At 60.3% G+C, this 25882-nt stretch carries 18 protein-coding genes; 12 read left to right on the top strand and 6 right to left on the bottom strand.

Translation table 11 applies throughout. From position 1 onward, the window contains the following. Positions 1-196: 196 nt before the first annotated feature. The gene (locus tag L8K08_RS04535; RefSeq protein WP_145161287.1) at positions 197-853 is read left to right on the top strand and encodes an alpha/beta hydrolase; all 657 of its coding nucleotides are present in this window, start codon (positions 197-199) and stop codon (positions 851-853) included. Positions 854-949: 96 nt separating this feature from the next. Continuing rightward, a complete protein-coding gene (rhlB, locus tag L8K08_RS04540) occupies positions 950-2419 on the top strand; it encodes an ATP-dependent RNA helicase RhlB (RefSeq protein ID WP_242194590.1) in 1470 nt (489 codons plus the stop codon). Positions 2420-2587: 168 nt separating this feature from the next. On the opposite strand, the gene moaE is transcribed toward rhlB, so the two are convergent. From moaE to L8K08_RS04570, 6 genes are all read right to left on the bottom strand, one after another. Further along, positions 2588-3037 carry a molybdopterin synthase catalytic subunit MoaE gene (gene moaE, locus L8K08_RS04545; protein ID WP_242194592.1) on the bottom strand — a complete coding sequence of 150 codons (450 nt, stop codon included), beginning with the start codon at positions 3035-3037 and terminating at the stop codon, positions 2588-2590. 2 nt (positions 3038-3039) lie between these two features. Beyond that, entirely contained in the window at positions 3040-3282 is a 243-nt protein-coding gene (gene moaD / locus L8K08_RS04550; protein WP_242194594.1) for a molybdopterin converting factor subunit 1, read from the bottom strand. Then, complete coding sequence (moaC, locus tag L8K08_RS04555; protein WP_056858942.1) at positions 3279-3752, bottom strand: cyclic pyranopterin monophosphate synthase MoaC; 474 nt, start codon at positions 3750-3752, stop codon at positions 3279-3281. Before moaC ends, moaD begins: the two co-directional genes overlap by 4 nt. Positions 3753-3868: 116 nt before the next feature. Next, on the bottom strand, positions 3869-7600 hold the full coding sequence (locus L8K08_RS04560) for an autotransporter serine protease (protein ID WP_242194596.1): 3732 nt from the start codon (positions 7598-7600) through the stop codon (positions 3869-3871). Positions 7601-7914: 314 nt separating this feature from the next. Then, entirely contained in the window at positions 7915-9309 is a 1395-nt protein-coding gene (locus L8K08_RS04565; RefSeq protein ID WP_053254513.1) for a PhoH family protein, read from the bottom strand. Between the two features lie 348 nt (positions 9310-9657). Beyond that, entirely contained in the window at positions 9658-10782 is a 1125-nt protein-coding gene (locus L8K08_RS04570) for a polysaccharide deacetylase family protein (protein ID WP_242194598.1), read from the bottom strand. Positions 10783-11253: 471 nt separating this feature from the next. On the opposite strand from L8K08_RS04570, the gene yaaA reads away from it, so the two are divergent. From yaaA to L8K08_RS04620, 10 genes are all read left to right on the top strand, one after another. Continuing rightward, entirely contained in the window at positions 11254-12033 is a 780-nt protein-coding gene (gene yaaA, locus L8K08_RS04575) for a peroxide stress protein YaaA (RefSeq protein WP_145161274.1), read from the top strand. Positions 12034-12934: 901 nt separating this feature from the next. Further along, a complete protein-coding gene (locus L8K08_RS04580; protein ID WP_106579580.1) occupies positions 12935-14251 on the top strand; it encodes a nucleotide sugar dehydrogenase in 1317 nt (438 codons plus the stop codon). Positions 14252-14334: 83 nt separating this feature from the next. Next, on the top strand, positions 14335-15816 hold the full coding sequence (gene alg8, locus L8K08_RS04585; RefSeq protein ID WP_178119688.1) for a mannuronan synthase: 1482 nt from the start codon (positions 14335-14337) through the stop codon (positions 15814-15816). A gap of 36 nt (positions 15817-15852) precedes the next feature. Beyond that, positions 15853-17019 carry an alginate biosynthesis protein Alg44 gene (locus L8K08_RS04590; RefSeq protein WP_145161270.1) on the top strand — a complete coding sequence of 389 codons (1167 nt, stop codon included), beginning with the start codon at positions 15853-15855 and terminating at the stop codon, positions 17017-17019. 92 nt (positions 17020-17111) lie between these two features. Then, entirely contained in the window at positions 17112-18551 is a 1440-nt protein-coding gene (gene algK / locus L8K08_RS04595) for an alginate biosynthesis TPR repeat lipoprotein AlgK (RefSeq protein WP_242194601.1), read from the top strand. Continuing rightward, complete coding sequence (locus tag L8K08_RS04600) at positions 18548-20035, top strand: alginate export family protein (protein ID WP_145161268.1); 1488 nt, start codon at positions 18548-18550, stop codon at positions 20033-20035. Before algK ends, L8K08_RS04600 begins: the two co-directional genes overlap by 4 nt. Continuing rightward, positions 20035-21609, top strand: coding sequence for a mannuronan 5-epimerase AlgG (gene algG, locus L8K08_RS04605; RefSeq protein ID WP_242194603.1), 1575 nt, complete (start codon positions 20035-20037; stop codon positions 21607-21609). Before L8K08_RS04600 ends, algG begins: the two co-directional genes overlap by 1 nt. Positions 21610-21620: 11 nt before the next feature. Next, positions 21621-23069: an alginate O-acetyltransferase gene (locus L8K08_RS04610; protein ID WP_242195063.1), complete on the top strand. Its 1449-nt coding sequence runs from the start codon at positions 21621-21623 to the stop codon at positions 23067-23069. Positions 23070-23077: 8 nt separating this feature from the next. After that, positions 23078-24187, top strand: coding sequence for a mannuronate-specific alginate lyase (locus tag L8K08_RS04615; protein ID WP_242194605.1), 1110 nt, complete (start codon positions 23078-23080; stop codon positions 24185-24187). Between the two features lie 153 nt (positions 24188-24340). Further along, the gene (locus L8K08_RS04620; RefSeq protein WP_242194607.1) at positions 24341-25873 is read left to right on the top strand and encodes an MBOAT family protein; all 1533 of its coding nucleotides are present in this window, start codon (positions 24341-24343) and stop codon (positions 25871-25873) included. Positions 25874-25882 lie beyond the last annotated feature (9 nt).

Raw genomic sequence — 25882 nt, forward strand, 5'->3', positions numbered from 1 at the left:
GATAGTGTTACCGTCGTGAGTTAGTCCTGACATCGACCTACACGTAGCAAGGCCCGTACCAGAGTGATGGCTGAGTCGTTTCAGCCCATGGTCAATAGGAAAAGATTCAACCTTGCGACATTCTCTTAACAGATCAACCCATCACGCACCGTTCCGACGCACCCAATCGGAGCGCACGCACATTAATGGAGCAGACATGACCGAACCCTTGATTCTTCAGCCCGCCAAGCCCGCAGACGCCTGCGTAATCTGGTTGCATGGCCTGGGTGCCGATCGCTACGACTTCCTGCCGGTGGCCGAGGCGCTGCAGGAAACATTGTTGACCACGCGCTTTGTGTTGCCTCAGGCACCGACGCGTGCGGTGACCATCAATGGCGGCTACGAGATGCCCAGCTGGTACGACATCAAGGCCATGAGCCCGGCCCGTTCGATCAGCCTGCAAGAGCTGGAAGCATCCACCACCATGGTCACGGACCTGATCGAGGAGCAGAAGAGAACCGGAATAGACGCCTCGCGTATTTTCCTCGCCGGTTTTTCCCAGGGTGGCGCCGTGGTATTCCACACCGCCTTCCTTAGATGGCAGGGCCCGCTGGGCGGCGTCATTGCCCTCTCCACCTACGCCCCCACCTTCGGCGATGAGCTGCAATTGTCCGCCAGCCAACAACGCATTCCCGCGCTGTGCCTGCACGGCCAGTACGATGATGTGGTGCAGAACGCTATGGGCCGTAGCGCCTATGAGCATTTGAAGAGCCGTGGTGTCACCGTGACATGGCAGGAATACCCAATGGGGCACGAAGTGTTACCCCAGGAGATACACGACATCGGAACCTGGCTGACCGCTCGCCTGGGCTGAAAACCGCACATTATGTAGCCGTGTGACCAACGCACTACGCCGCGCCCGATTCTTGCATTACACTGGCCGGCGTACATTCCTTAACCAATTAATGAGATGACCGTGCTCAAAGCACTTAAGAAGATGTTCGGAAAAAGCGAGGCTGAGCCGCTCGCGCCTGTTCCCAGTGCTCCTGTCCCCTCATCCGGCAGCCGCAATGACGGTAAACAGCCAGACCGGACCGCACCTGTTGCCTCACCGAAGAAGCCCCCGGTGATCGCGCCTGAACCGGCAAAATCCGCCGAGGCCGAGCCTGCACCTGCGCCCAAGGCACCCCGCCGCGAACGCGCGCCCAAAACGCCCGTGATCCCGTGGAAACTTGAAGACTTCGTCGTCGAGCCGCAGGAAGGCAAAACCCGCTTCCACGATTTCAAACTGGCTCCGGAACTGATGCACGCCATCCAGGACCTGGGTTTCCCGTACTGCACGCCGATCCAGGCCCAAGTGCTGGGTTTCACCCTCGCCGGCAAAGACGCCATCGGCCGCGCGCAGACCGGCACCGGCAAGACCGCCGCGTTCCTGATCTCGATCATCACCCAGCTGCTGCAGACGCCGCCGCCCAAAGAGCGCTACATGGGTGAACCGCGCGCACTCATCATCGCGCCGACCCGCGAGCTGGTGGTACAGATCGCCAAGGACGCCGCCGACCTGACCAAGTACACCGGCCTCAACGTCATGACGTTCGTGGGCGGCATGGACTTCGACAAGCAGCTCAAGCACCTCGAAGCCCGCCATTGCGACATCCTGGTTGCCACCCCGGGCCGCCTGCTCGACTTCAACCAGCGTGGCGATGTGCACCTGGACATGGTCGAAGTGATGGTGCTGGACGAAGCCGACCGCATGCTCGACATGGGCTTCATCCCGCAAGTGCGTCAGATCATTCGTCAGACCCCGCCGAAAAACGAGCGCCAGACGCTGCTGTTCTCCGCGACCTTCACCGAAGACGTGATGAACCTCGCCAAGCAGTGGACCACCGATCCGTCCATCGTCGAGATCGAGGCGCTGAACGTTGCCAGCGAAAACGTCGAACAGCACATCTACGCCGTGGCCGGCGCCGACAAGTACAAACTGCTTTACAACCTGATCAATGACAACGGTTGGGAGCGCGTGATGGTGTTTGCCAACCGCAAGGACGAAGTGCGCCGCATCGAAGAACGCCTGGTACGCGATGGCGTCAACGCCGCGCAACTGTCGGGCGACGTGCCGCAGCACAAGCGCATCAAGACCCTGGAAGGCTTTCGCGAAGGCAAGATTCGCGTGCTGGTGGCCACCGACGTGGCCGGGCGCGGGATTCACATCGACGGCATCAGCCATGTGATCAACTTCACCCTGCCGGAAGTGCCGGACGACTACGTGCACCGTATCGGCCGTACCGGGCGTGCCGGCGCTGCGGGTGTGTCGATCAGTTTTGCGGGCGAGGATGACTCGTATCAGCTGCCTTCGATCGAGACGTTGCTGGGCCGCAAGATCAGCTGCGAGACGCCGCCGACGCATTTGCTGCGCGCTGTAGAACGCAAACGCCCATAAGCCGAATGCGATAAAAAATGTGGGAGCGGGCAATGTGGGAGCTGGCTTGCCTGCGATGCAGACACCTCGGTGAGTCAGTCACACCGCGGTGATGCTTTCGCAGGCAAGCCAGCTCCCACACAAGCCCGCTCCCACATTCAGATCTCCCTACACCTTTATGTCACGTGTTTACTTCCAGCGATCCGCCGCCGCGTGATCGCTGCCCCGCCCTTCCACCCAGCGCGGCCCTTCGGGCGTGTTTTCCTTCTTCCAGAACGGCGCTCGGGTCTTCAGGTAGTCCATCACAAACGCACAGGCATCAAACGCGGCCTGGCGATGCGCGCTGGCGGCTGCCACGAACACAATCGGCTCGCCCGGCTCAAGCGCGCCAATCCGGTGCAATATCTCAAGTTTGAGCAACGGCCAGCGCTGTTCGGCTTCGACCGCGATCTTGGCCAAGGCTTTTTCGGTCATGCCCGGATAGTGCTCAAGGAACATCCCCGACACCTCGCGACCGTCATTGAAGTCGCGCACATAGCCGACAAAACTCACCACCGCGCCCACGCCGACATTGGCTGCGTGCATCGCATTGACTTCCAAGCCCGGATCAAACGGCTCGGCCTGTACGCGAATGGCCATGCTCAGCCTCCGGTCACGGGCGGGAAAAACGCCACTTCGTCACCCTCGACGAGCGGCTCATCCAGCGAACACAGCTCTTCGTTACGCGCACACATCAGGCTGGACTCATTGAGCACGGCAAACGCCGGGTCATTGGCCAACGCGAGGCGCACGGCATCGACGGTGGCGAAATCGCCCTCCATCTCCAGCGAATCAAAGCCCACCACCTCGGCGTAGCGGGCAAAAAACAATACGTTGATGCTCATGCCTGGTCCGCCTTGAAATGCCCGCTTTTGCCGCCAAGCTTTTCCAGCAGGCGAATACTTTCGATGGTCATGCCGCGGTCCACTGCCTTGCACATGTCGTAGATCGTCAGCGCCGCGACGCTGGCGGCGGTCAGCGCCTCCATCTCTACGCCGGTCTGGCCGCTGAGCTTGCAGCGCGCAAGGATATGCACGGCGTCCACGCCGTCGGCGCGCAGCTCAACCTTTACACCGGTCAGCATCAGCGGGTGGCACAGCGGAATCAGATCACTGGTTTTTTTCGCCGCCTGGATCCCGGCAATACGGGCCACGGCAAACACGTCGCCCTTGGGGTGGGCGCCGTCGACAATCATTTTCAGGGTGTCGGGCAGCATGCGCACCCGCGCTTCGGCCACGGCCTCGCGGAACGTCACGGCTTTGTCGGTGACGTCGACCATATGGGCGCGACCTTGGGAATCGAGATGAGTCAGCACAGGGATACTCCTGATCAGGAGCGGCAATTGTAAACCCGTGAGTCAAATTTGCGCAGGGCTGTTTATCCCATGAATAAAGGGGCGCAGTGCGCCCCTCTATGCATGACAACACCAGGTTAGAAGCGGAAGGTGAATCCGGCATTGATCCCGTTGTTGTTACCGCGGTTGGACAGCAAACCGCTGTAGTTCAAGGACACCAGCGTGTCCTTGGTCAAGGCCACTTCCGCGCTGGCCTTGATCACCGCGCCATCACGCGCCACGGGCACGCTGTTGACGGCGAAGGCGGCGTCGCTGCCGGCAAACTTCAGCGAGGCGTCACGATCGGTATCGCCAAACTGATGCTCCCAACCCAGCTCGCCGCGCAAGGTGACGGCCGAGGTCGAGCTGACCGACAGTTGGGTATGCGCGCGCAGGCCCAGGGTGGACAGCGTGGCGTCCTGGCTTTGCTTGCTGGCATGCAAAGCGGCGGCGCCGCCCTTCTCCTTGAACGAATCACTCTGGTCGTTCAGGTACGTCAGGTTGGCGAAGGGTTCGAACAGGTTCCATTGGGTGTAGCCGATCTCGGCAAACACCTGGTCGGTCCGCGCGTTGTAGTCGGCCTTGTCGTAGTCCGACTGGTTGGCGTAAGCCACGCGGCGCGAAGTGTCCAGACGATGCCAGGTGGTGGCGCCGCCCAAGCGCAACGCTATCGCGTCGAAGCGTTTGCCGCCGTACACCGACAGGTGATAGTTGTCGCTGTCCGCCGAAGCCGACTCGCCATTGAGGTGGCTCTGGGTGTAGCCGGTAGCAGCGCCCACACGCCAGCCGTCGCCGACCTCGGTGTCCAGCCCAAGCAGCACGCCGCTGGTGGACGAAGAGTAGCCACTGGCATTGTTGTCGCCGCTGACGTTATTGCGACCGCCCAGCAGTTGCACCCAGCCGCCGTTGTCGCGGGCGTCGATATGCGCGCTGGAGTCGAGTGACTGAGCCTGTTGCAGACGGCCGTTGACCGCCTCACGAAGGTAGCGGCTGTCAGCCATGCGCGCTGCCGCCACATCCGAGTGCAGTTGCCCCGACAGTTGCTTGAACGCGGCCTGCGCCTGGGCGGCCGAGTCTGAAGCGAGCAGGCTTTCATACACTGGGCTACCCGCCCCCAATGCCTCGGCCGCCGTCGCCACGGCGCGCTCGTTACGGGTTTGCGCAACGCTGGCAAAGGTCGTCTGGTTGCGTTCTACGGCCAGGGTCAGCGCGTTAGGCTGGTAATTCAGCTGAGTCCCGATGAACAGATAATTAGGCGAGATCGCCGCAAACTGTCCGTTGATACCCTGGGTGGCGGTGAGGATGTTGAACGGCTGGCCCAACAGGCTACGCGCCTCGGTGGCGGACAACAGGTTAGGGCTGTTCTCCAAAGACACGGTCACCACACCGCCATTGAGGGTGGCGACGCCGCTGCTCTGGATCTGGTCGCTTCGCCCGTTGGGGCCGACTTCGACCGCATACACCGAGCCCGGGTTGAAGGTTACGTCGCCCGTGTGCAGCGTGCCAATCGAGTGACCCGGTGCCACACGGCCACCGCTGTTGACGGTCAAGGCACCCACCGTGCCGTTGCCGGCCAGTGTGCCGCCCAGCGTGGTCATCACGCCGTTATCGGCGTTGACTGTGCCCACGGCGCTACCATCCACCGTCACGGCCGAGGTCAACGCGCCGTCCACCGACAGCTTGCCGCCGCGCACCCAAGTGCTGCCGGAGTAGGTGTTCTGGCCTTCCAGCACCAGTTCGCCGTCGCCGGACTTGGCCAGACTGCCGACATAGGTATTGCCGGTGAGCAAGTCTTTGCCGCGTGCCAGCGTTGCCTGTTCGCGCGCATGGCCGATTTCGTATTCAAACTGATCATCGTCAGAGGCATTCGCCGGCAAACCGTTGAGCCAACCCTTTTGTTGCTGGGTGGCCGTCCAGGTCGCCTGCTCGGTGGCGTCTTCCACACGGCGGGCACGAATGGCTTCATCGGAAATCGGGTTGGCCCAGATATCGCGAGTACCGGTGGGCAATGCCACCGCCACCGAACCCAGGAACTGCCCCGGCCCTTGCATGGCCTTTTGCAGGTTGGGCAAGCCCCAACCGCTGACGACGCCCGGTACTTGCGGGGTGCCTGGCGCGGCATCGTGCACCGGCTGCAGATTGTCGTAGGTGCGGCCACCCGTGAGGTCACCCACCGGGGTGTCCGGGCCGTCCGGCGCTTGCAGGCTGGAGGTGGTCAGCAGCACATCCCGGGCCTGGCTGGCGGTCATGTAGGGAAAGCGCTGAATCACCAACGCCAAGGCCCCGGACACGCTCGGCGCAGCGGCCGAGGTGCCGTTGGCATTCGGGATGATTTCCCCTTCCGGCCCGGTGGACGGAATCCCCGAGACGCCCATCACGCACCACCACTTAGAGGTGCCGCAGCGGTTGTAGACCTGCGCGCTGGTCTCGTCGTAACCGGTGATCGAGAGGAATTTGCCTTCGATGTCCGGCTTGAAAAACGGCAGGTTGGCGTTGGTGTCCGGGTTGGCGCCGTGGCTGTCGTTACCTGCCGAGATGATCTGGATAAAGGTGTTTTGCCGCGCCGCGTCGGCCATGGCGTCCATCCAGGTTTTCTGCCCGGCGTGGGCCTTGTCCCAGAACGGGCGATAGGCCGCCTTCATGTCGCGCAAGTTGTCCGCCGCACTGTCGCCGACATTGCCGAAGTGGTTTTCAACGTCGTTGCGCGAGTTTTGCCCCCAGCTCTGGTTGACGATCGACACATTCTTCGCGGCCAGCGCGTTGTAGCTGGCCATGAACGCGTTGTAGTCCAGATCGTTGGAGCCCTGGAAGCGGTTGTCGTCGGTGCCGCCGGTATTGGCGACAAAAATGTTCGTGTCAAACGCGATGCCATGCATGCCGGTGCCATTGCGGCTGGCGCCGAGTACACCGGACATTTCCGTACCGTGGCCGTCGTTGATGGTCGGGTCATACTCACCGGAAATACTGAAGTGCTCGCCTTTTTGAAACTCGCCGTCCGGGGTGTCGTGGAGATAGCGCGGGTGCGTGGCGTAGTACTCGCCGGTGGACGTCACCGCCTGCACGCGATCCTGGCCCTGGGCATTCTTGCCCTGGAACTCGAAGTGCTCGGTGAGAATGCCCGAGTCCAGCACGCCCACATTCACGCCTTTGCCGGTCATGCCCAAGGCGTAGGCGTAGTACGCGTTGGTGCGGTCCAGGCCGGAGTTGACCTGGGCTTCGGGGGTTTTCCAGGTTTGCGCGTTGGCGTCCCAGTCACGGGTAGCGGCGGCCCAGGACTGGCCGGCGTTCAGTTGCGCGTTGAGGTTGCTGCTGACGCCCGGCTCTACGTAGGTGTAGGGCTTGGCAGCCGGCAGGTTGGCGAGGATGGCCTTGGAAAAATCGAGAATATTGGTGGTGTAACGTCCGCTGTTGCTGAAGAGCCGGCTGCGGTAGTAATCCAACCGCGAGGCGTAATCCAGCGGGCGCTTGGTGTCGCCGAGCATGGCGCCGATGGTCAGGTTTTCGGGTTGCAGCTCGTAGTTTTGCTTGAGGGCTGAATCAAACTTGCCGGACTGTGCGGCGAAGTCCTTGGCGGCCAGATCGACGATGTCTGCGTAAGCAAAGCGCAGGTTTTTGTAGACATCGGTGTTGGGGCCAAACGATGCCACGGCTTTCCTGAAGGCCGATTCCAACACCTGGGCGGTGTAAGGGTTGCTGTCATCTGCCCAGGCCGTTGGCCCCTGGCCCAGCCACAAGGCCAGGCCGAGTGCGATGGGCGTGAGAGGTATCGACCTGAAACCTGAGGCGCGTTTACGTTGAGACAAAGTGGAGCCATTACCTGCTACTTCCATGTTCCTTTCCCTTTGGATATGTGCGTCGTCAATGAGCGATGTATCGGGCTTTTTGTAATAGGCAGGGTAACGCAGAAAACCCACACGGGTCTTCAAAACGTCGTCGAATCAATGAGGTGGATTTCCGACGGGGGTCACGCAGTGTTCTTATGGTTTTTGCGGCGAGAAAAAATGTAACAAAATAATTACAAAGTCCACAAGCACCCACGGCGCTAAATCGCAGTCAAATATCGCACATAACAAAAACCCCGGATTTCGCGAGAAATCCGGGGTGGTTCGTGGCATTTAGCCACCAACTACGACAGGGTGATGTTTTACAGGTGGGACTCGGCGTACTCGGCCAGGATCGAACGAGGCACCCCTTGCAGCGCGATATGCACGCCGTTCGGGAAGTCCTTGAAGCGTTCCGTCAGGTAAGTCAGCCCGGAGCTGGTCGCGGACAGGTAAGGGGTGTCGATCTGTGCCAGGTTGCCCAGGCACACCACTTTGGAACCGGCGCCGGCACGGGTGATGATGGTTTTCATCTGGTGCGGCGTAAGGTTCTGGCATTCATCGATCAAAATCAGGCTTTGCTGGAAGCTGCGACCTCGGATGTAGTTGAGGGATTTGAACTGCAACGGCACTTTGCTGAGGATGTAATCGACGCTGCCATGGGTGTTTTCGTCATCCATGTGCAAGGCTTCGAGGTTGTCGGTGATCGCGCCCAGCCACGGCTCCATTTTTTCTGCTTCGGTGCCGGGCAGGAAGCCAATTTCCTGGTCCAGGCCCTGCACACTGCGGGTGGCGATGATGCGGCGATAGCGCTTGGTCACCATGGTCTGCTCGATGGCGGCAGCCAGGGCGAGGATGGTTTTCCCCGAACCTGCGGCGCCGGTCAGGTTGACCAGGTGGATATCCGGGTCGAGCAGCGCATACAGCGCCAGGCTCTGGTAGATGTCACGCGGTTTCAGGCCCCAGGCTTCCTGGTGCAACAGGGGCTCCTGATGCAGGTCGAGGATCAGCAGTTTGTCGACCTGGATTTCTTTGATCCAGCCCACAAACCCCTGTTCGTCGATGATGAATTCATTGATGTGCACGGCCGGCAGGTTATCGGTCAGCTGTACCTGGTGCCAGGTGCGGCCGTGGTCCTGACGGGTTTCTACCTTGCTGACGCGGTCCCAGAACGAGCCGGTCATGGTGTGATAACCGCGCGACAGCATCGACACGTCGTCGACGAGCTGGTCGGTACTGTAGTCCTCGGCAGCGATCCCACACGCTCGTGCCTTGAGGCGCATATTGATGTCTTTGGTCACCAGCACCAGGCGCAAGTCCTTGTCACGCGCGTGCAGGTCGATCAATTGGTTGATGATTTTATTGTCGTTCAGGTTTTCCGGCAGCAGGCTGTTGGGCTCGCTGCGCTTGTTCATCAGAATCGACAACAAGCCCTTGGGCCCGCTTTTGCCACGCTGGATCGGCACGCCGACTTCAACGTCCTCAGGCGAGGCTTCGCCCAGGGTTTTGTCGATCAGGCGAATGGCCTGGCGACATTCAGCGGCAACGCTGTGGTGGCCACTTTTGAGTTTGTCGAGCTCCTCAAGCACGATCATGGGAATGGCGACGTGGTGTTCTTCGAAGTTGAGCAGTGCGTTTGGATCGTGAATCAATACGTTGGTATCAAGCACATAAAGGATTGGCTGGTCGGAAGAAGGGTTACGTCCATGATCATCCATACTCGGTCACCTTTGTGGGAGCCAGTCGACGCAATACCACAACAGTGCTGCGCCTCGATTCGACCACCGACTGCACCGCAGTGACGTCAAGTGCAGTGCCCACATGAGGAGTCTTGGAAGACGCCACCTGTGTTGCAGGTTTCGGCGATCTGACTTCGTAATACCGCAAAAACGATGACAGGAAAAAGCACTTTGACGCTTTTTTGAAGTTTATTTTTCAGGATGACGAATAGCACTAGCCGAGTGCCAGCCACCCCGTTAAAGTCGGAAGTCCGCCTGCATCGAAATGTCGCACAAAATCACCCCGAAAATGCCTCATCCCCAACAGGGCCGGGCACTTGCGCTTTTTCAGCGAAACGCCTCCCGGCAGTCCTGCCAACCCAGCCCACTTTGCGCCGTTGCCTGCAGCAACATCGGCAATGCAACCCGTGCCTTATCCTGGGTGTCATGAAACACAATCATGCCTTTGCGCCACAGCAACATCAATGTCAGCACCCGCTGCGCGGACTCGTCAGCCTTGAGTTTGCCCGGCTCGTCCTGGGAATCGATGTCCCACAACGCCACCTGTAAACCTTGCGCCTGGAAGAAGCCCTGGCTGTCGGCGCGACGCTGGCCATAGGGCGGGCGAAACAGCGGCACGTAGTTTTCCGGCATCAGGTTCTGCGCCAGCGCGGCACTGCGGGTGATCGAGCTTTGCCAGTCGACCCAATGGCTGTGGGACCGGTACTGCCAACCCTGAGTGCCTACGCACTGGCCTTGGTACAGCGCCTGCACATCGGCGGCGGAACTGCGCTCCACGCGGGTTTGCAGGCTGCTGCCGAGGGCGAAGAAGGTGGCGTTCATCTTTTGCTTGCGCAGGTAGTCGGTGAGCCAGTCAGTATTGCCGCTGACCGGCGCAGGGCCGCCGTCGAAGGTCAGCAGGAACAGGCGGTCGTTGAGTTCATCGCCATTGCGTTCGTGGTCGCCGAAACGCAGGACTTCACTGCTGATTTGTGGGAACAGCGCGGCTTTGCGCAGCAGTTCGTCGAGGTAGCGTTCGTGGAAATTGTGACTGGGGTTGGCCCAGCCTATATAGAAGGAGTTGTCGCTGACCTGGAATTTGCCGGCTTGCTCGCGCAGGTCGTCCATGCTTTCGACCAGGTAGCAGAATGAGGCGTCTTCTTCGCAGCTTTGTTGGGCGAAGGTGTAGTTTTCCAGCAGGCGCTGCCAGAGCTGGCGGCGCAGGTCGTCGATGGCGGCCAGGTTGATGATCTTCAGGCCCAGGCGTTGTTTGAGCGCGGCTTCGTCCTGGGCTTCGCTGGCGATTAAGCTGTGGGCGAACATCAGGATTTCGGCGCGTGAGGCAACATCGAACAGCGCGGGGCTGCTGAGTTTTTCGGGCCAGGTGGTGCGGTCCAGGCTGGCTACGTCAACCGGCGCCGCCTGGGCGCCCAGGCACAGCAAACAAGCTGACAGTAAAAACGCAATTCGCACACGGGGTCTCCCTTTCCAGAGTTGTCGGGCACTATAGCCGATCGTCCGGGCTGGGTTATTGGGTTGGTGGGGATATCCGTTATTTGAGTGATGGCTGAGATGGAAGCTGAACTCAATCAAATGTGGGGGCTGGCTTGCTCGCGAAGGCGGTGGGTCAGTGACACATGAGCTGACTGAACCACCGCCTTCGCGGGCAAGCCCGCTCCCACATTTGGATCTCTGTGCATCAGTCAGAGGTGTGTAGATCTGCTGGCCGAGGTGCCGAGTGGTGGGGCACAGACCTTTTGGTTAATTTTGGCTGGGCCGGCATTCCGGGCGTTTGCCAACAGTGACCCGCTGTAAGAGCGCAACCGCCAGCCGCCGTTACCGCAGCAACGGATACACACCCACAGCAGCCCTCTATCACCATCATAGGTGGAGTCAAACCCCGCGACCCCCTAGAATCCCCCCACGATTACAGGAGCCAACTTCATGCTGATGGTGATTTCCCCCGCCAAAACCCTCGACTTCGAGTCCAAGCCGGTCACCCCGCGCTTCACCCAGCCGCAATACCTGGACCACTCCCAGGCGCTGATCGAACAACTGCGTGAACTGAGCCCTGCCCAAATCAGCGACCTGATGCACGTCTCCGACAAGATCGGCGGCCTCAACGCCGCGCGCTTCGGCAGCTGGACCCCAGCCTTCACGCCGGAAAACGCCAAGCAGGCCCTGCTGGCCTTCAAGGGCGACGTCTACACCGGCCTCAACGCCGAAACCTTCAGCGACGCCGACTTCAGCTACGCCCAGGACCACCTGCGCATGCTCTCGGGCCTGTATGGCCTGCTGCGCCCGCTGGACCTGATGATGCCGTACCGCCTCGAGATGGGCACCAAACTGGCCAACGCCCGCGGCAAGGACCTCTACGCCTTCTGGGGCACCCGCATCAGCGAGTGGCTCAACGAAGCCCTTGCCGAACAAGGCGATGACGTGCTGCTCAACCTCGCCTCTAACGAGTACTTCTCGGCGGTCAAGCGCACGGCCCTGAACGCGCGGATCATCAACACCGAGTTCAAGGACCTGAAAAACGGCCAGTACAAGATCATCAGCTTCTATGCCAAAAAAGCCCGGGGCCTGATGAGCCGCTTTGTGATCCAAGAGCGCATCAACGATCCGGCCAAGCTCAAGCAGTTCGATCTGCAGGGCTATCGCTTCAATGCAGAGCAGTCCAAGCCGGACAACCTGGTGTTCCTGCGCGATCACGCACCGGAATAAGGCCGTACCCGGTCTAAAAAACACTGAAATCCAACTGTGGGAGCGGGCTTGCTCGCGAAGGCGGTGTTTGAGTCAGAACATCTGTTACTGACAGACCGCCTTCGCGAGCAAGCCCGCTCCCACATTTTTTGTGCGCATTTGAGGCTGACGATCGTCATTAATCTGGCGCCAAAAAACATCCTGTCGCATTCCTAACGAATCTTTCACTCGACATTTCTGAATTTTTTTCGTAGTGGCACCACTTTTTTAAAACACTAGTGGCACAAAACTATCCCTTCGCGCCAACTACCTGTAACTACTGGCCCAAATAGCAAGTGCTATCAATATAGTACCAGTGCCATCTTTTCTAATATTTCAAGAAATTTCCGAAAACAGGATGAGTGGCCAGGAACTTCACCCTAAAGCACCGCTCATACCACCGGTAACGAAATTCTCTGTTGCTGTAAGAGATGACTTACATGGCGACCAACGGAAGTAGCAAAGTTGTCACATTTAACTTTGACTCAGGGGTCATATTACAAACCGATTAGTTGAGAGCGGCGATAAGGATGCATTGCCACCCACTATAAGGCCAAGGCTCAGCTTCCCTTAATGGGTCAGTGAGATAACCCAAGGCATTGATATTTAAAGGCTTAAAGCCTCTATCAAGGCTCTGCGGCACTGGCGCCAGGCCCTTCTCCCAGAAAGGCCGGCTGCATTACAGGGCAAGCACCAATAACAAGGCCACGTTTCGCACAACTTGAGTGCAATAGTTAGTCACTCGTTATTCAACATGCCTGCACGCGGCAAGTCGGCGTCTATTCGCCCAACTTTCGCGGCATCAGTGACGCTTGCAAACATGAACTCCGGCCATCTAATTGGCATGATTAATATCGTCTTCAATGACAAAGAGGTAAATGCGATGCGCATCAGCATATTTGGTTTGGGTTACGTTGGCGCAGTGTGTGCCGGTTGCCTGTCTGCCCGTGGCCACGAAGTGGTCGGCGTGGACATCTCCAAGGAAAAGATTGACCTGATCAATGCGGGCAAATCGCCAATCGTTGAACCGGGTCTGGGCGAACTGCTGAGCCAGGGTATCGAGACCGGGCGGCTGCGCGGCACGACCAATTTCGCCGAGGCCATCCGCGATACCGACTTGTCGATGATCTGCGTGGGCACGCCCAGCAAGAAAAACGGCGACCTGGAACTCAACTACATCGAATCGGTATGCCGCGAGATCGGTTTTGTCCTGCGTGACAAAACCACCCGCCACACCATCGTGGTACGCAGCACCGTATTGCCGGGCACCGTGGCCAATGTGGTGATCCCGATCCTCGAAGACTGCTCCGGCAAGAAGGCCGGCGTCGACTTCGGTGTCGCGGTCAACCCGGAATTCCTGCGTGAATCCACCGCCATCGCCGACTACGACCTGCCACCGATGACCGTCATCGGCGAGTTCGACAAAGCCTCCGGCGATGTCCTGCAGTCGCTGTACGAAGAACTCGACGCGCCGATCATCCGCAAGGACATCGCCGTTGCCGAAATGATCAAGTACACCTGCAACGTGTGGCACGCCACCAAAGTCACCTTCGCCAACGAAATCGGCAACATCGCCAAAGCGGTCGGCGTCGATGGTCGCGAAGTGATGGAAGTGGTCTGCCAGGACAAAACCCTCAACCTGTCCCAGTACTACATGCGCCCAGGCTTCGCCTTCGGCGGTTCGTGCCTGCCCAAAGACGTGCGCGCCCTGACCTACCGCGCAGGCTCCCTGGACGTGGAAGCGCCGCTGCTCAACTCGCTGATGCGCAGCAACGAATCCCAAGTACAGAACGCCTTCGACATCGTCGAAAGCCACGACAAGCGCAAGGTCGCCCTGCTGGGCCTGAGCTTCAAGGCCGGCACCGATGACCTGCGTGAAAGCCCGCTGGTAGAACTGGCGGAAATGCTGATCGGCAAGGGCTACGACCTGAGCATCTACGACAGCAACGTCGAATACGCCCGTGTTCACGGTGCGAACAAAGACTACATCGAAGGCAAGATCCCGCACGTGTCGTCCCTGCTCAACTCGGACTTTGACGCGGTGATTAACAACTCCGACGTGATCATCCTCGGCAACCGTGACGAGAAATTCCGTGCCCTGGCGCATAACGCACCACACGGCAAGCAAGTGGTCGACCTGGTGGGCTTCATGTCCAAGGCCACCAGCGTGAGCGGCCGCACCGAAGGCATTTGCTGGTAACAGCAACAGCAAGTTCCGGGCTGCAAGCGTACCAATCCCCAGCGCTTGCAGCCTGGAGCCTTCTTCACCTTCGGATGACGCTTATGTCCAAGTTAAAACACGTACTGCTCCAATCCGCCGGCTGGCTGTTGTTTTTGAGCCTGCTGATGGGACTCGCCCTGCTGTTACCGGCGAGTACGTTCGACTCCGAGTCGAAGAATTTTATTTTCCTGATTGGCGCCGTCGGCATCTGGCGCTACTCGATGGGTGCTACGCATTTCTTTCGCGGCATGCTGTTCCTGTACGTGGTCTACCCACACCTGCGCCGCAAAGTGCGCAAGCTGGGCAAAGCCGCCGACCCATCCCATGTATTCCTGATGGTCACAAGCTTTCGTATCGACGCGCTGACCACCGCCCAGGTGTACAGCTCGGTGATTCGCGAGGCCATCGAATGCGGCTTCCCGACCACCGTGGTCTGCTCGTTGGTGGAAATGAGCGATGAGCTGCTGGTGAAAAGCCTGTGGGAACGCATGAACCCGCCGGACCATGTGAAGCTTGATTTTGTGCGCATCGCCGGCACCGGCAAGCGCGACGGTCTGGCCTTTGGCTTTCGCGCCATCTCCCGCCACCTGCCGGATGACCGTGCCGTGGTTGCGGTGATCGATGGCGACACCGTGCTCGCCGAAGGTGTGGTTCGCAAGACCGTGCCGTGGTTCCAGCTGTTCGGCAATGTCGGCGGCCTGACCACCAACGAGTTCTGCGAAGTACGCGGCGGCTACATCATGAGCGAATGGCACAAGCTGCGCTTCGCCCAACGCCACATCAACATGTGCTCCATGGCCCTGTCCAAGCGCGTGCTGACCATGACCGGGCGCATGTCGGTGTTCCGTGCCAGCGTGGTCACCGACCCGGGCTTTATCGCCGACGTGGAAAGCGACTCGCTGCAACACTGGCGCCTGGGCCGCTTCAAGTTTTTGACCGGCGATGACAAGTCCAGCTGGTTCAGCCTGATGCGCCTGGGCTACGACACGTTCTACGTGCCGGACGCTGCGATCAACACCGTGGAACACCCGCCGGAAAAGAGCTTCATCAAAGCCAGCCGCAAACTGATGTTCCGCTGGTACGGCAACAACCTGCGCCAGAACTCCCGTGCCCTGGGCCTGGGCGTACGCCGGCTCGGCCTGTTCACCAGCGTGGTGCTGTTCGACCAGCGTGTGTCGATGTGGACCTCCCTGCTCGGCCTGACCGTGGCAATCATCGCCACCTTCAAATACGGCGGCGCATTCATCCTCGCGTACCTGCTGTGGATCGGCATCACCCGCCTGATTCTGACCCTGCTGCTGTCGTGCTCCGGCCACAAGATCGGCCCGGCCTACCCGGTGATTCTCTATTACAACCAGATCATGGGCGCGCTGGTGAAGATCTACGTGTTCTTCCGCCTTGATCAACAGTCCTGGACCCGCCAGGACACCAAACTGACCCGCGATTTGGCCAGCTTTCAACGTTGGTTCAACACCTGGTCGTCTCGGACCATGACCTTCTCCGCCGGCAGCATTTTCGTCGCCGTGTTGCTGATGATGGTCTGACCCTGCCAAGCCTGAATTAACTAGGAACTACACACCATGAATAGCCAAGTAAACGCCAACGTTGTCCACGAATCCGAAGCCCAGCGCCAACATGCCCGGGTGAAAATCCCGGCCAAGCTGCGCTTCTTCAACACCGACCGCACCCAGACCGAAGCACGGGTGATCGACCTGTCCGCCGGCGGCCTGGCGTTCACCGCTACCCAGCCTTTGACCGTCGGTGAAGTGCACAAGGGCCGCCTGCAATTTGTCATCGATAACCTCGGCCTGGCGATGGACGTAGAGCTGCAGATTCGCTCCTACGACCGCCAGACCGGCCGCACCGGTTGCCAGTTCCAGAACCTGGACGCCCAGGATATTTCCACCCTGCGCCACCTGATCACCTCGCACTTGTCCGGCGACATCGTGACCATGGGCGACGTGCTGGCGACCCTGCAGCGCGACAACTTCACCAAGGCGCGCAAGGTCAAGGACGGCGGCAGCAACATGAGCGCCGCGGGCCGCCTGCGCGCCGTGGTGTTCAGCGCAGGTATCTTCATCGTCGGCCTGGCAGCGTTCGGTTTCGTCCTCAAATCCATTTACGGCATGTACTTCGTCAGCCACGCTCAGGCTGGCCTCGTCAGCGTGCCAGGCATGAACGTGACCATGCCGCGCGACGGCACCGTGCAAAGCCTGCTCAAAGGTGACGCGGTTGCCGCCAAAGGCGCGCCACTGGCGACCTTCAGCACCAGCATGCTCGATGTGCTCAAGGGCCATCTGGACGAAGACCAACTGCAACCGGCCAAGGTCGAAGAGCTGTTCGGCAAGCAAATGACTGGCACCCTGACCTCGCCTTGCGATTGCGTGGTGGCCCAGCAACTGGTCGCCGACGGTCAGTACGCCAGCAAAGGCGATGTGATCTTCCAACTGGTGCCACGCGGCAGCCTGGCCAATGTGGAAGCGCGCTTCACCTACCGCCAGTTCGCCGACGTTCGCCCAGGCACACCAGTAAGCTTCCAGGTTGCCGACGAAGAACAGATCCGCACCGGCACCATCGTCAGCAGCACCAGCCTGAACAGCGCCGACTTGTCTTCCGACATCCGCGTGCAGATCAAGCCGGATGCGCCGCTGGACAGCACCTACGCCGGTCGCCCGGTCGAAGTGACCAGCGACCGTGGCCCATCGCTGAACTGGCTGATCGACAAAGCCATGGCTCACGGTCTGTAAGCGAGGACATGCCTGTGAACCCTATTTCAAAAACAGCATTGACCCATGTGGGAGCCGGGCTTGCCCGCGATGCAGGCGACTCGGTTTTTCAGATGCACCGAGGTGACGCCATCGCAGGCAAGCCAGCTCCCACACAGAGCCGATTTCACTCAGCCTCTGCGTTCTGCGCGCTGGCATTGGCGGTGAGCCTGGCCGGTTGCGCCGGCCTGCCCGACCAGCGCTTGGCCAACGAAGCCTTGAAACGTGGCGACACCGTCACCGCCCAGCAGAACTATCAGCAGCTGGCAGACCTGGGTTACAGCGAGGCCCAAGTGGGCCTGGCCGATATCCAGGTGACCACCCGCGACCCCGAGCAAATCCGCCAGGCCGAAGCCATCTACCGCGCGGCCGCCGATACCTCGCCACGCGCCCAGGCCCGCCTGGGTCGCCTGCTGGTCGCCAAGCCCGGTGCCACCGAGGCCGAGCAACACGAGGCCGAAGGCCTGCTGAAAAAAGCCTTTGCCAATGGCGAAGGCAATACCCTGATTCCGCTGGCGATGCTGTACCTGCAGTACCCGCACAGTTTCCCCAACGTGAATGCCCAACAGCAGATCAGCAAATGGCAAGCCGCGGGTTACCCGGAAGCAGGTCTGGCCCAAGTGCTGCTGTATCGCACCCAGGACACCTACGACCAGCATCTGGATGACGTGGAGCGCATCTGCAAAGCCGCGCTGAACACCACCGACATCTGCTATGTCGAGCTGGCCACGGTCTACCAGAAAAAAGCCGAGCCGGAAAAACAGGTCGAACTGCTCAAGCAGATGGAAGCCGGCTACAGCCGTGGCACCGTCACCGCGCAGCGTGTCGACAGCGTGGCCCGCGTGTTGGGCGATGCGACTTTGGGCAAGACCGACGAAAAAACCGCGCAGGCCCTGCTGGAAAAAATCGCCCCCGGCTACCCGGCGTCCTGGGTCAGCCTGGCGCAACTGCTCTACGACTTCCCCGAACTGGGCGACGTCGATCAGATGATGAAGTACCTGGACAACGGCCGCGCCGCCGACCAGCCGCGCGCCGAGCTGTTGCTGGGTAAGCTCTATTACGAAGGCAAGTGGGTCCCGGCAGATGCCAAGGCCGCCGAAGCGCATTTCGAAAAAGCCGTGGGCAAGGAAGTGGCCGCCGATTACTACCTCGGCCAGATCTACCGCCGTGGCTACCTGGGCAAGGTCTATTCGCAAAAAGCCCTCGACCATTTGCTGACCGCTGCGCGCAACGGCCAGAACAGCGCCGACTTCGCCATCGCGCAATTGTTTTCCCAAGGCAAGGGCACCAAGCCCGACCCATTGAACGCCTACGTCTTCAGCCAGTTGGCTAAAGCCCAGGACACGCCAGAGGCCAATGACTTGGCCACGCAGCTCGAAGCCCCGCTCACGCCAGAGCAACGCGCCGAAGGCCAACGCCTGGTGCAACAGGAACTGGCCGCGCGCGGCACCCTGGCCCAGAGCACGCTGCAACTGCACGCCCTGCAAGAAGAAGACGGCGAGGAATCCCTATGAAGCTCAACCCATTCGTCAAGGCCGGCATCGGCCTGACCTTCGCCCTGCTGTGGTCGTGCCCGACCCTGGCCGCGCTGACCGAAGCCAAGAACTTCGGCCTGGAAGTCAAAGCCACCGCGCAATCGGAAGATGACCGCGACCTCGGCACGCAGAAAGGCGGCGACGTCAACGGCATCGGCCTTGACCTGCGCCCTTGGATCTACGGCGAAAGCGGCGCGTGGAGCGCCTACGCCATGGGCCAGGCGGTCGTGTCGAGCGACATCATCGAGACCGACACGCTGCAACAGTCCTCCGATGACACGACCGAGCAATCGAGCAACGACGATCGCAAGGCCAAGAAGAACTACCTGGCCCTGCGCGAGTTCTGGGTCGGCTACAGCGGCTTTACGCCCTACCCTGGCGAGATCCTCAAGTTCGGTCGCCAGCGCCTGCGCAATGACGACGGCCAATGGCGCGATACCAACATCGAAGCGCTGAACTGGACCTTCGACACCACGTTGCTCAAGGCCAACGTCGGCGCTGCCGAACGCTTCAGCGAATACCGCACCGACCTCAAGGAACTGTCGCCCAAGGACAAGGACCGCCAGCACTTCTACGCTGACGCCGCCTACCAGTGGACGCCGGGGCAGTGGATCGGCCTGCGCGGTCACCACACCCATGACGACGGCAAGCTCGACTACGCCGAACCGGGCGTGGCCACCGACCCGTTGGACAAACGCGAGAATGGCGACCTGACCTGGCTCGGCATCGAAGCCAACAGCGACGCCTATAACTGGCGCAACACCAACACCGTCAACTACTGGGCCAGCGTCACCGGCATGAAAGGCGACCGCGACACGGTCAACGCCCTGAACAAAGACGGCACCCGCCCAACCGAAGCCAAGCGCAGCGATGACGTGAGTGGCTGGGCCACCGACCTGGGTGTGCGCCTGCGTCTGGACCCGCAATGGCAAGTCGGCGCGGCCTACTCCCGCGCGAGTGCCAACTACGAGCAGAACGGCCTGCAAAGCAACCGTTCGAACTGGACCGGCACCCAGTCCCGCGTGCACCGCTTCGGCGAGGCGTTTCGTGGCGAGATGAACAACATGCAGTCCATGAGCCTGTTCGGTTCCTGGCAGCTGCGCGAGGACTATGACGCCAGCCTGGTCTATCACAAATTCTGGCGCGTGGACGGTAACAAGCCGGTGGGCAGCAACGGCATCGATGCCGTGCAGAACAACACCGATGACGTGACCGGCGCGATCCTGTCCAGCACTTCCCTGCCGCTTGAAGACGGCAAGAAAGACCTGGGCCAGGAGATGGACCTGGTGGTCACCAAGTACTTCAAGAAAGGCCTGCTGCCGGCCGCGCTCAGTCAGTCGATCGACGAACCGTCGGCGCTGGTGCGCTTGCGTGCCGGCGTGTTCAAGCCGGGTGACGCCTATGGCAGCCAGGTCGACTCGTACATGCATCGCGCCTTTGTCGACGTGATCTGGAAGTTCTGATGGGAGCCTGCGCAATGATTCCTCAAAAATTGCTGGTTGCCGCGATGCTGATGGCCAGTGCCACAGCCTTCGCCGACACCCCGCAGCAGGGCAAGGCGCCGACTATCGCCAAAGAACTGCAACAGGCCAAGACCTACACCATCTCCAGCCCGCCGACCGCGCCGCTGGAAATGGCCAAGCCTGCCCTGCCGGACCTGTCGGGCTACACCGCCGCGGCGATGGAAAAGAAGATCGTCAGAAGCAAGCCCGGCAAAATCAGCATCCGCCGCATGATGCAGGAAGACGCGCTCAAGGACTTTATCGGCGGCGATAACAAGATGGCCGAATGGGTGGTGCGCCAGCACGGCATTCCCCAGGCGATCTTTGTCGACGACGGCTACCTGAACCTCAAGGACCTGCTCGGCAAAGTGCCCAAGCAGTACTTCAGCGAAACCTCGCCGGGCGTGTTTTTGGCCAAGCTGCCAATCGTGGTCGGGCGCAAGGGCATTCTGGAAATCGACAAGAAGACCCAGGAGCTGCGCCTGTCGCAGCAAGCCGGTTCGTTCCTGATCAACGACGGCCAGCTGTTTGTGCGTGACACCAAGATCACCGGTTGGAATGAAAAGACCAATGGCCCGGCGCTGTTTCAGTCGCCCAAGGAGTTCCGCCCGTTCCTGCTGGCTTGGGGCGGCACCGAGACTTACGTCGCCAACAGCAAGATGGCCAGCTTCGGCTACGCCAACAGTAAGTCGTACGGGGTGAGTATTTCCCAGTACACGCCGAACATGGCCAAGGTGCTCAAGCGCCCTGAGCCGACCGGCTGGATCGTCGATTCCGAGTTCTCGGACATGTGGTACGGCTTCTACTGCTACGAAACCACCGGCTTTGTGCTCAAGGGCAATACCTACAAAGACAACATCGTCTACGGCATTGACCCGCACGACCGTTCCCACGGCCTGATCATTGCGGACAACACCGTCTACGGCACCAAGAAGAAGCACGGCATCATCATTTCCCGGGAAGTGAACGACAGCTTCATCTTCAACAACCGCAGCTACGACAACAAGCTGTCGGGCCTGGTGATCGACCGTAACAGCGTGAACAACCTGATCGCCGACAATGAGATCTACCGCAACCACACCGACGGCATCACGCTCTATGAGAGCGCTGACAACCTGCTGTGGGGCAACAAGGTGATCAGCAACCGTCGCCACGGCATTCGCATCCGTAACAGCGTGAACATCCGCCTGTACGAGAACACCTCGATGGCCAACGGGCTGACCGGCGTGTACGGCCACATCAAGGATTTGACCGACACCGACCGTGACATCGCCCTCGACCCGTTCGACGCCAAGGTCTCGCTGATCGTGGTCGGCGGTGAACTGGCGGGTAACGGCAGCGGGCCGCTGTCCATTGACTCGCCCTTGAGTGTCGAGCTGTACCGCGTGTCGATGCTGGCGCCGACCAAATCCAGCGGCATCAGCTTCAACGGCGTGCTGGGTGATCGGCAGGAAGAAATTCTCGACCTGTTGGTGCGCCAACAGAAAGCCGTGCTGATCGACCCTGTCGAACGCCAGACCGAAATGCAGGACTGAGGATGACCCTTATGCACCCACACATGATCAAACTGCTGAGCCTCTCGGGTCTGACCCTCGGCCTGCTGGCGGCCAGCCAAGGCGTACGCGCCGATGACATCAAGGCGCCGACCTTTACCGCCGAACCGTGCTGCAGCCTGTGCCCCGCGGCCCATGATGCGAAGAACTACACCACGCGCTATCAGCAGAACTTCACCACCCTGGTACAAGCCCAGGGCGACTGGCTGTTCCGTACCCAGGAAGACCTGCGCACCGAATTTGACACCAGCCCCGCCGGCTACAAACGCATGCAACAGCTGCACGATGCGTTCAAGGCCAAGGGTGTGGAATTGGTGGTGGTCTACCAGCCGACCCGTGGCCTGGTGAACCGCAACAAGCTCAACCCCGAAGAGAAAGCCAAGTTCGATTTCGACAAGGCACTGGGCAACTACAAAACCATGCTCGGCCGTTTCGCCAAGATGGGCTACGTGGTGCCGGACTTGTCGCCGCTGACCAACGAGCAACTGCCGGATGAACTGCCGGCCCACGATTTCTACTTCCGCGGCGACCAACACTGGACGCCCTACGGTGCCCAGCGCACCGCGAAAATCGTCGGTGCCAAAGTGCGTGCGATGCCTGAGTTTGCGGATATTCCCAAGCGCGAATTCGAAACCAAGCGCTCCGGGCGCATGGGCAAGACCGGCACCCTGCACAACATGGCCGGGCAACTGTGCGGCACCAGCTACGCGATCCAGTACATGGACCAGTTCACCACCGAGCCCAAAGGCGAAGCCGGTGACGGCGACCTGTTCGGCGATTCGGGCAACCCGCAGATCACCCTGGTCGGCACCAGCCACAGCGGCAAGAACTACAACTTCGCCGGCTTCCTCGAGCAGGAAATCGGCGCCGACATCCTCAACGTCGCTTTCCCCGGCGGTGGCCTCGAAGGCTCGATGATCCAGTACCTGGGCAGCGATGAATTCCAGAAAACCCCGCCGAAAATTCTGATCTGGGAATTCTCGCCGCTGTACCGCCTCGACCAGGAGACCATCTACCGCCAGATGATGTCGCTGCTCGACAACGGCTGTGAAGGCAAGACCGCGCAGATGAGCGCCAGCACCACGCTCAAACCCGGCAAGAACGAATTGCTGGTCAACAGTTCGAACAAAGACCTGCGTAACAGCAGTCACCAGGTCGACATCCGCTTCGCCGACCCGTCGGTGAAAACCCTGCAAGCCACCCTCTGGTACATGAACGGGCGCCACGAGGACATCAAGATCGAGAAACCCGAAACATCCGATACAGACGGGCGTTTCGCCTTTGAACTGCGCACCGATGAAGACTGGGCCTCGCAGAACTTGCTGGCCGTGGAAGTGCAGGGTCCCGAAGCGGGCACTGCTGCGCAGAAAGTCGAAGCGAAAATTTGCACACGCAACGTGTTCCCGGCGAGTGGTCAACAGACCGCCCAGCTCGGGAAGTGAGGTTACTTATGCAGAAATTATTGATTCCAACGCTGCTGGGCCTGGCGATGTTCGCAGGTGTAGTCAACGCCGCCGCGCCACTGCGCCCGCCCCAGGGCTATTTCGCCCCGGTGGAAGCGTTCAAGACCGGCGACTTCAAGAATGACTGCGACGCCATGCCGGCGCCGTACACCGGCTCGCTGCAATTTCGCAGCAAGTACGAAGGTTCGGACAAAGCCCGTTCCACCCTGAATGTGCAATCCGAAAAAGCCTTTCGCGACAGCACGGCCGACATCACCAAGCTGGAAAAAGACACCAGCAAGCGCGTGATGCAGTTCATGCGCGACGGTCGTCCGCAGCAGCTCGAATGCACGCTCAACTGGCTGACCAGCTGGGCCAAGGCGGATGCGTTGATGTCCAAGGACTTCAACCACACCGGCAAGTCCATGCGCAAATGGGCGCTGGGCAGCATGGCATCGGCCTATGTGCGCCTGAAGTTCTCCGACTCCCACCCGTTGGCCAACCACCAGCAGGAGTCGCAGGTGATCGAAGCCTGGTTCAACAAACTGGCCGATCAGGTGGTGAGCGATTGGGACAACCTGCCGCTGGAAAAAACCAACAACCACTCCTACTGGGCCGCCTGGTCGGTGATGGCAACCTCCGTCGCCACCAACCGCCGCGACCTGTTTGATTGGGCCGTGAAGGAATACAAGGTCGGCGCCAACCAGGTCGACGACCAGGGCTTTTTGCCCAACGAATTGAAGCGCCAGCAGCGGGCTCTGTCGTACCACAACTACGCATTGCCGCCGCTGTCGATGATCGCCAGCTTTGCCCTGGTCAACGGCGTGGATCTGCGCCAGGAAAACAACGGCGCGCTCAAACGCCTGGGCGACAAAGTGCTGGCCGGGGTCAAAGACCCGGAGATCTTCGAGAAGAAGAACGGCAAAGAGCAGGACATGAAGGACCTCAAGGAAGACATGAAATTTGCCTGGCTTGAACCCTTCTGCACCCTCTACACCTGCGCCGCGGATGTGCTCGAACGCAAGCATGGCATGCAGCCGTTCAAGACCTTCCGGCTCGGCGGTGACCTGACCAAGGTTTACGACCCGACGCATGAAAAGGGCAACAAAGGAATCTGACGCAACGCGGTTGGAAAGGTGGGAGGGGCAAGCCCCCTCCCACAGTTTGAGCCGGTTTCATCAGTAGGAATGTTGTACGGCCTCCCCCGAAATCGTGGGGGGGTTTGGGGGGGCTCTGGCCCTTGACTGTCTGTTAAACATGGAGAGATCGGGATGGTTTTCTCGTCCAATGTGTTCCTGTTTCTGTTCTTGCCGATCTTTCTCGGCTTGTACTACTTGAGCGGGCAACGCTATCGCAACCTGCTGCTGCTGATTGCCAGCTACGTGTTCTACGCCTGGTGGCGAGTGGACTTCCTGGCGCTGTTTGCCGCTGTAACGCTGTGGAATTACTGGATCGGCCTCAAGGTCGGTGCAGCAGGCGTGCGCACCAAGCCGGCCCAGCGCTGGCTGCTGTTGGGCGTGGCGGTCGACCTGTGCATCCTCGGCTACTTCAAGTACGCCAACTTCGGTGTCGACAGCATCAACGTGATGATGAAGTCGGTGGGTCTGGAGCCGTTCATCCTCACCCACGTGTTGTTGCCGATCGGCATCTCGTTCTACATCTTCGAGTCCATCAGCTACATCATCGACGTGTACCGCGGCGACACCCCGGCCACCCGCAACCTCATCGACTTTGCGGCGTTCGTGGCGATCTTCCCGCACCTGATTGCCGGCCCGGTGTTGCGCTTTCGCGACCTGGCCGACCAGTTCAACAACCGCACGCACACCCTCGACAAGTTCTCCGAGGGCTGCACGCGGTTCATGCAGGGTTTCATCAAGAAGGTCTTTATCGCTGACACCCTGGCGGTGGTCGCCGACCATTGCTTCGCCCTGCAAAACCCCACCACGGGCGACGCCTGGCTGGGTGCGCTGGCGTACACCGCGCAGCTGTACTTCGACTTCTCCGGCTACAGCGACATGGCCATGGGCTTGGGCTTGATGATGGGTTTTCGCTTCATGGAAAACTTCAAGCAGCCGTACATCAGCCAGTCGATCACCGAGTTCTGGCGTCGCTGGCACATCAGCCTGTCCACTTGGCTGCGTGACTACCTGTACATCACCCTGGGCGGCAACCGTAAAGGCACGCTGATCACCTACCGCAACCTGTTCCTGACCATGCTGCTCGGTGGCCTGTGGCACGGCGCGAACATCACCTACATCGTGTGGGGTGCCTGGCACGGCATGTGGCTGGCGATTGAAAAGGCCATCGGCCTCAACACCGCGCCGCGCAGCTTCAACGTGGTGCGCTGGGCCTTCACCTTCCTGCTGGTGGTGATGGGCTGGGTGATCTTCCGCTCAGAGAACCTGCACGTCGCCGGCCGTATGTACGGCGCAATGTTCAGCTTTGGCGAATGGTCGCTGTCGGAACTCAACCGCGCCAGCCTCACCGGCCTGCAAGTGGCAACCCTGGTGGTGGCGTACGCAACGCTGGCGTTCTTCGGCCTGCGCGATTTCTACAACAACCGTCCTGCCGAGAAAGCCAAGCCGGCCGACCCGAGCCTGATCAAGGCCGTGCCGGGCGACAACCCGGGCGGCATCCACCAGCCAGGTTTCACCGTCGGCCAGGACGCCGCCGTGCAGCCGGCCTACTGGACCGCTGACTGGCCACGCTACGCCATGCGCGGCGCTGTACTGCTGCTGTTCGTGGCGTCAATCCTGAAACTGTCGGCGCAGAGTTTCTCGCCGTTCCTTTACTTCCAATTCTGAGGGGAGCCG

The sequence above is a fragment of the Pseudomonas sp. TREG-RG-20F-10-E-6-01 genome, assembly GCF_022662455.1.
GTDB lineage: Bacteria > Pseudomonadota > Gammaproteobacteria > Pseudomonadales > Pseudomonadaceae > Aquipseudomonas.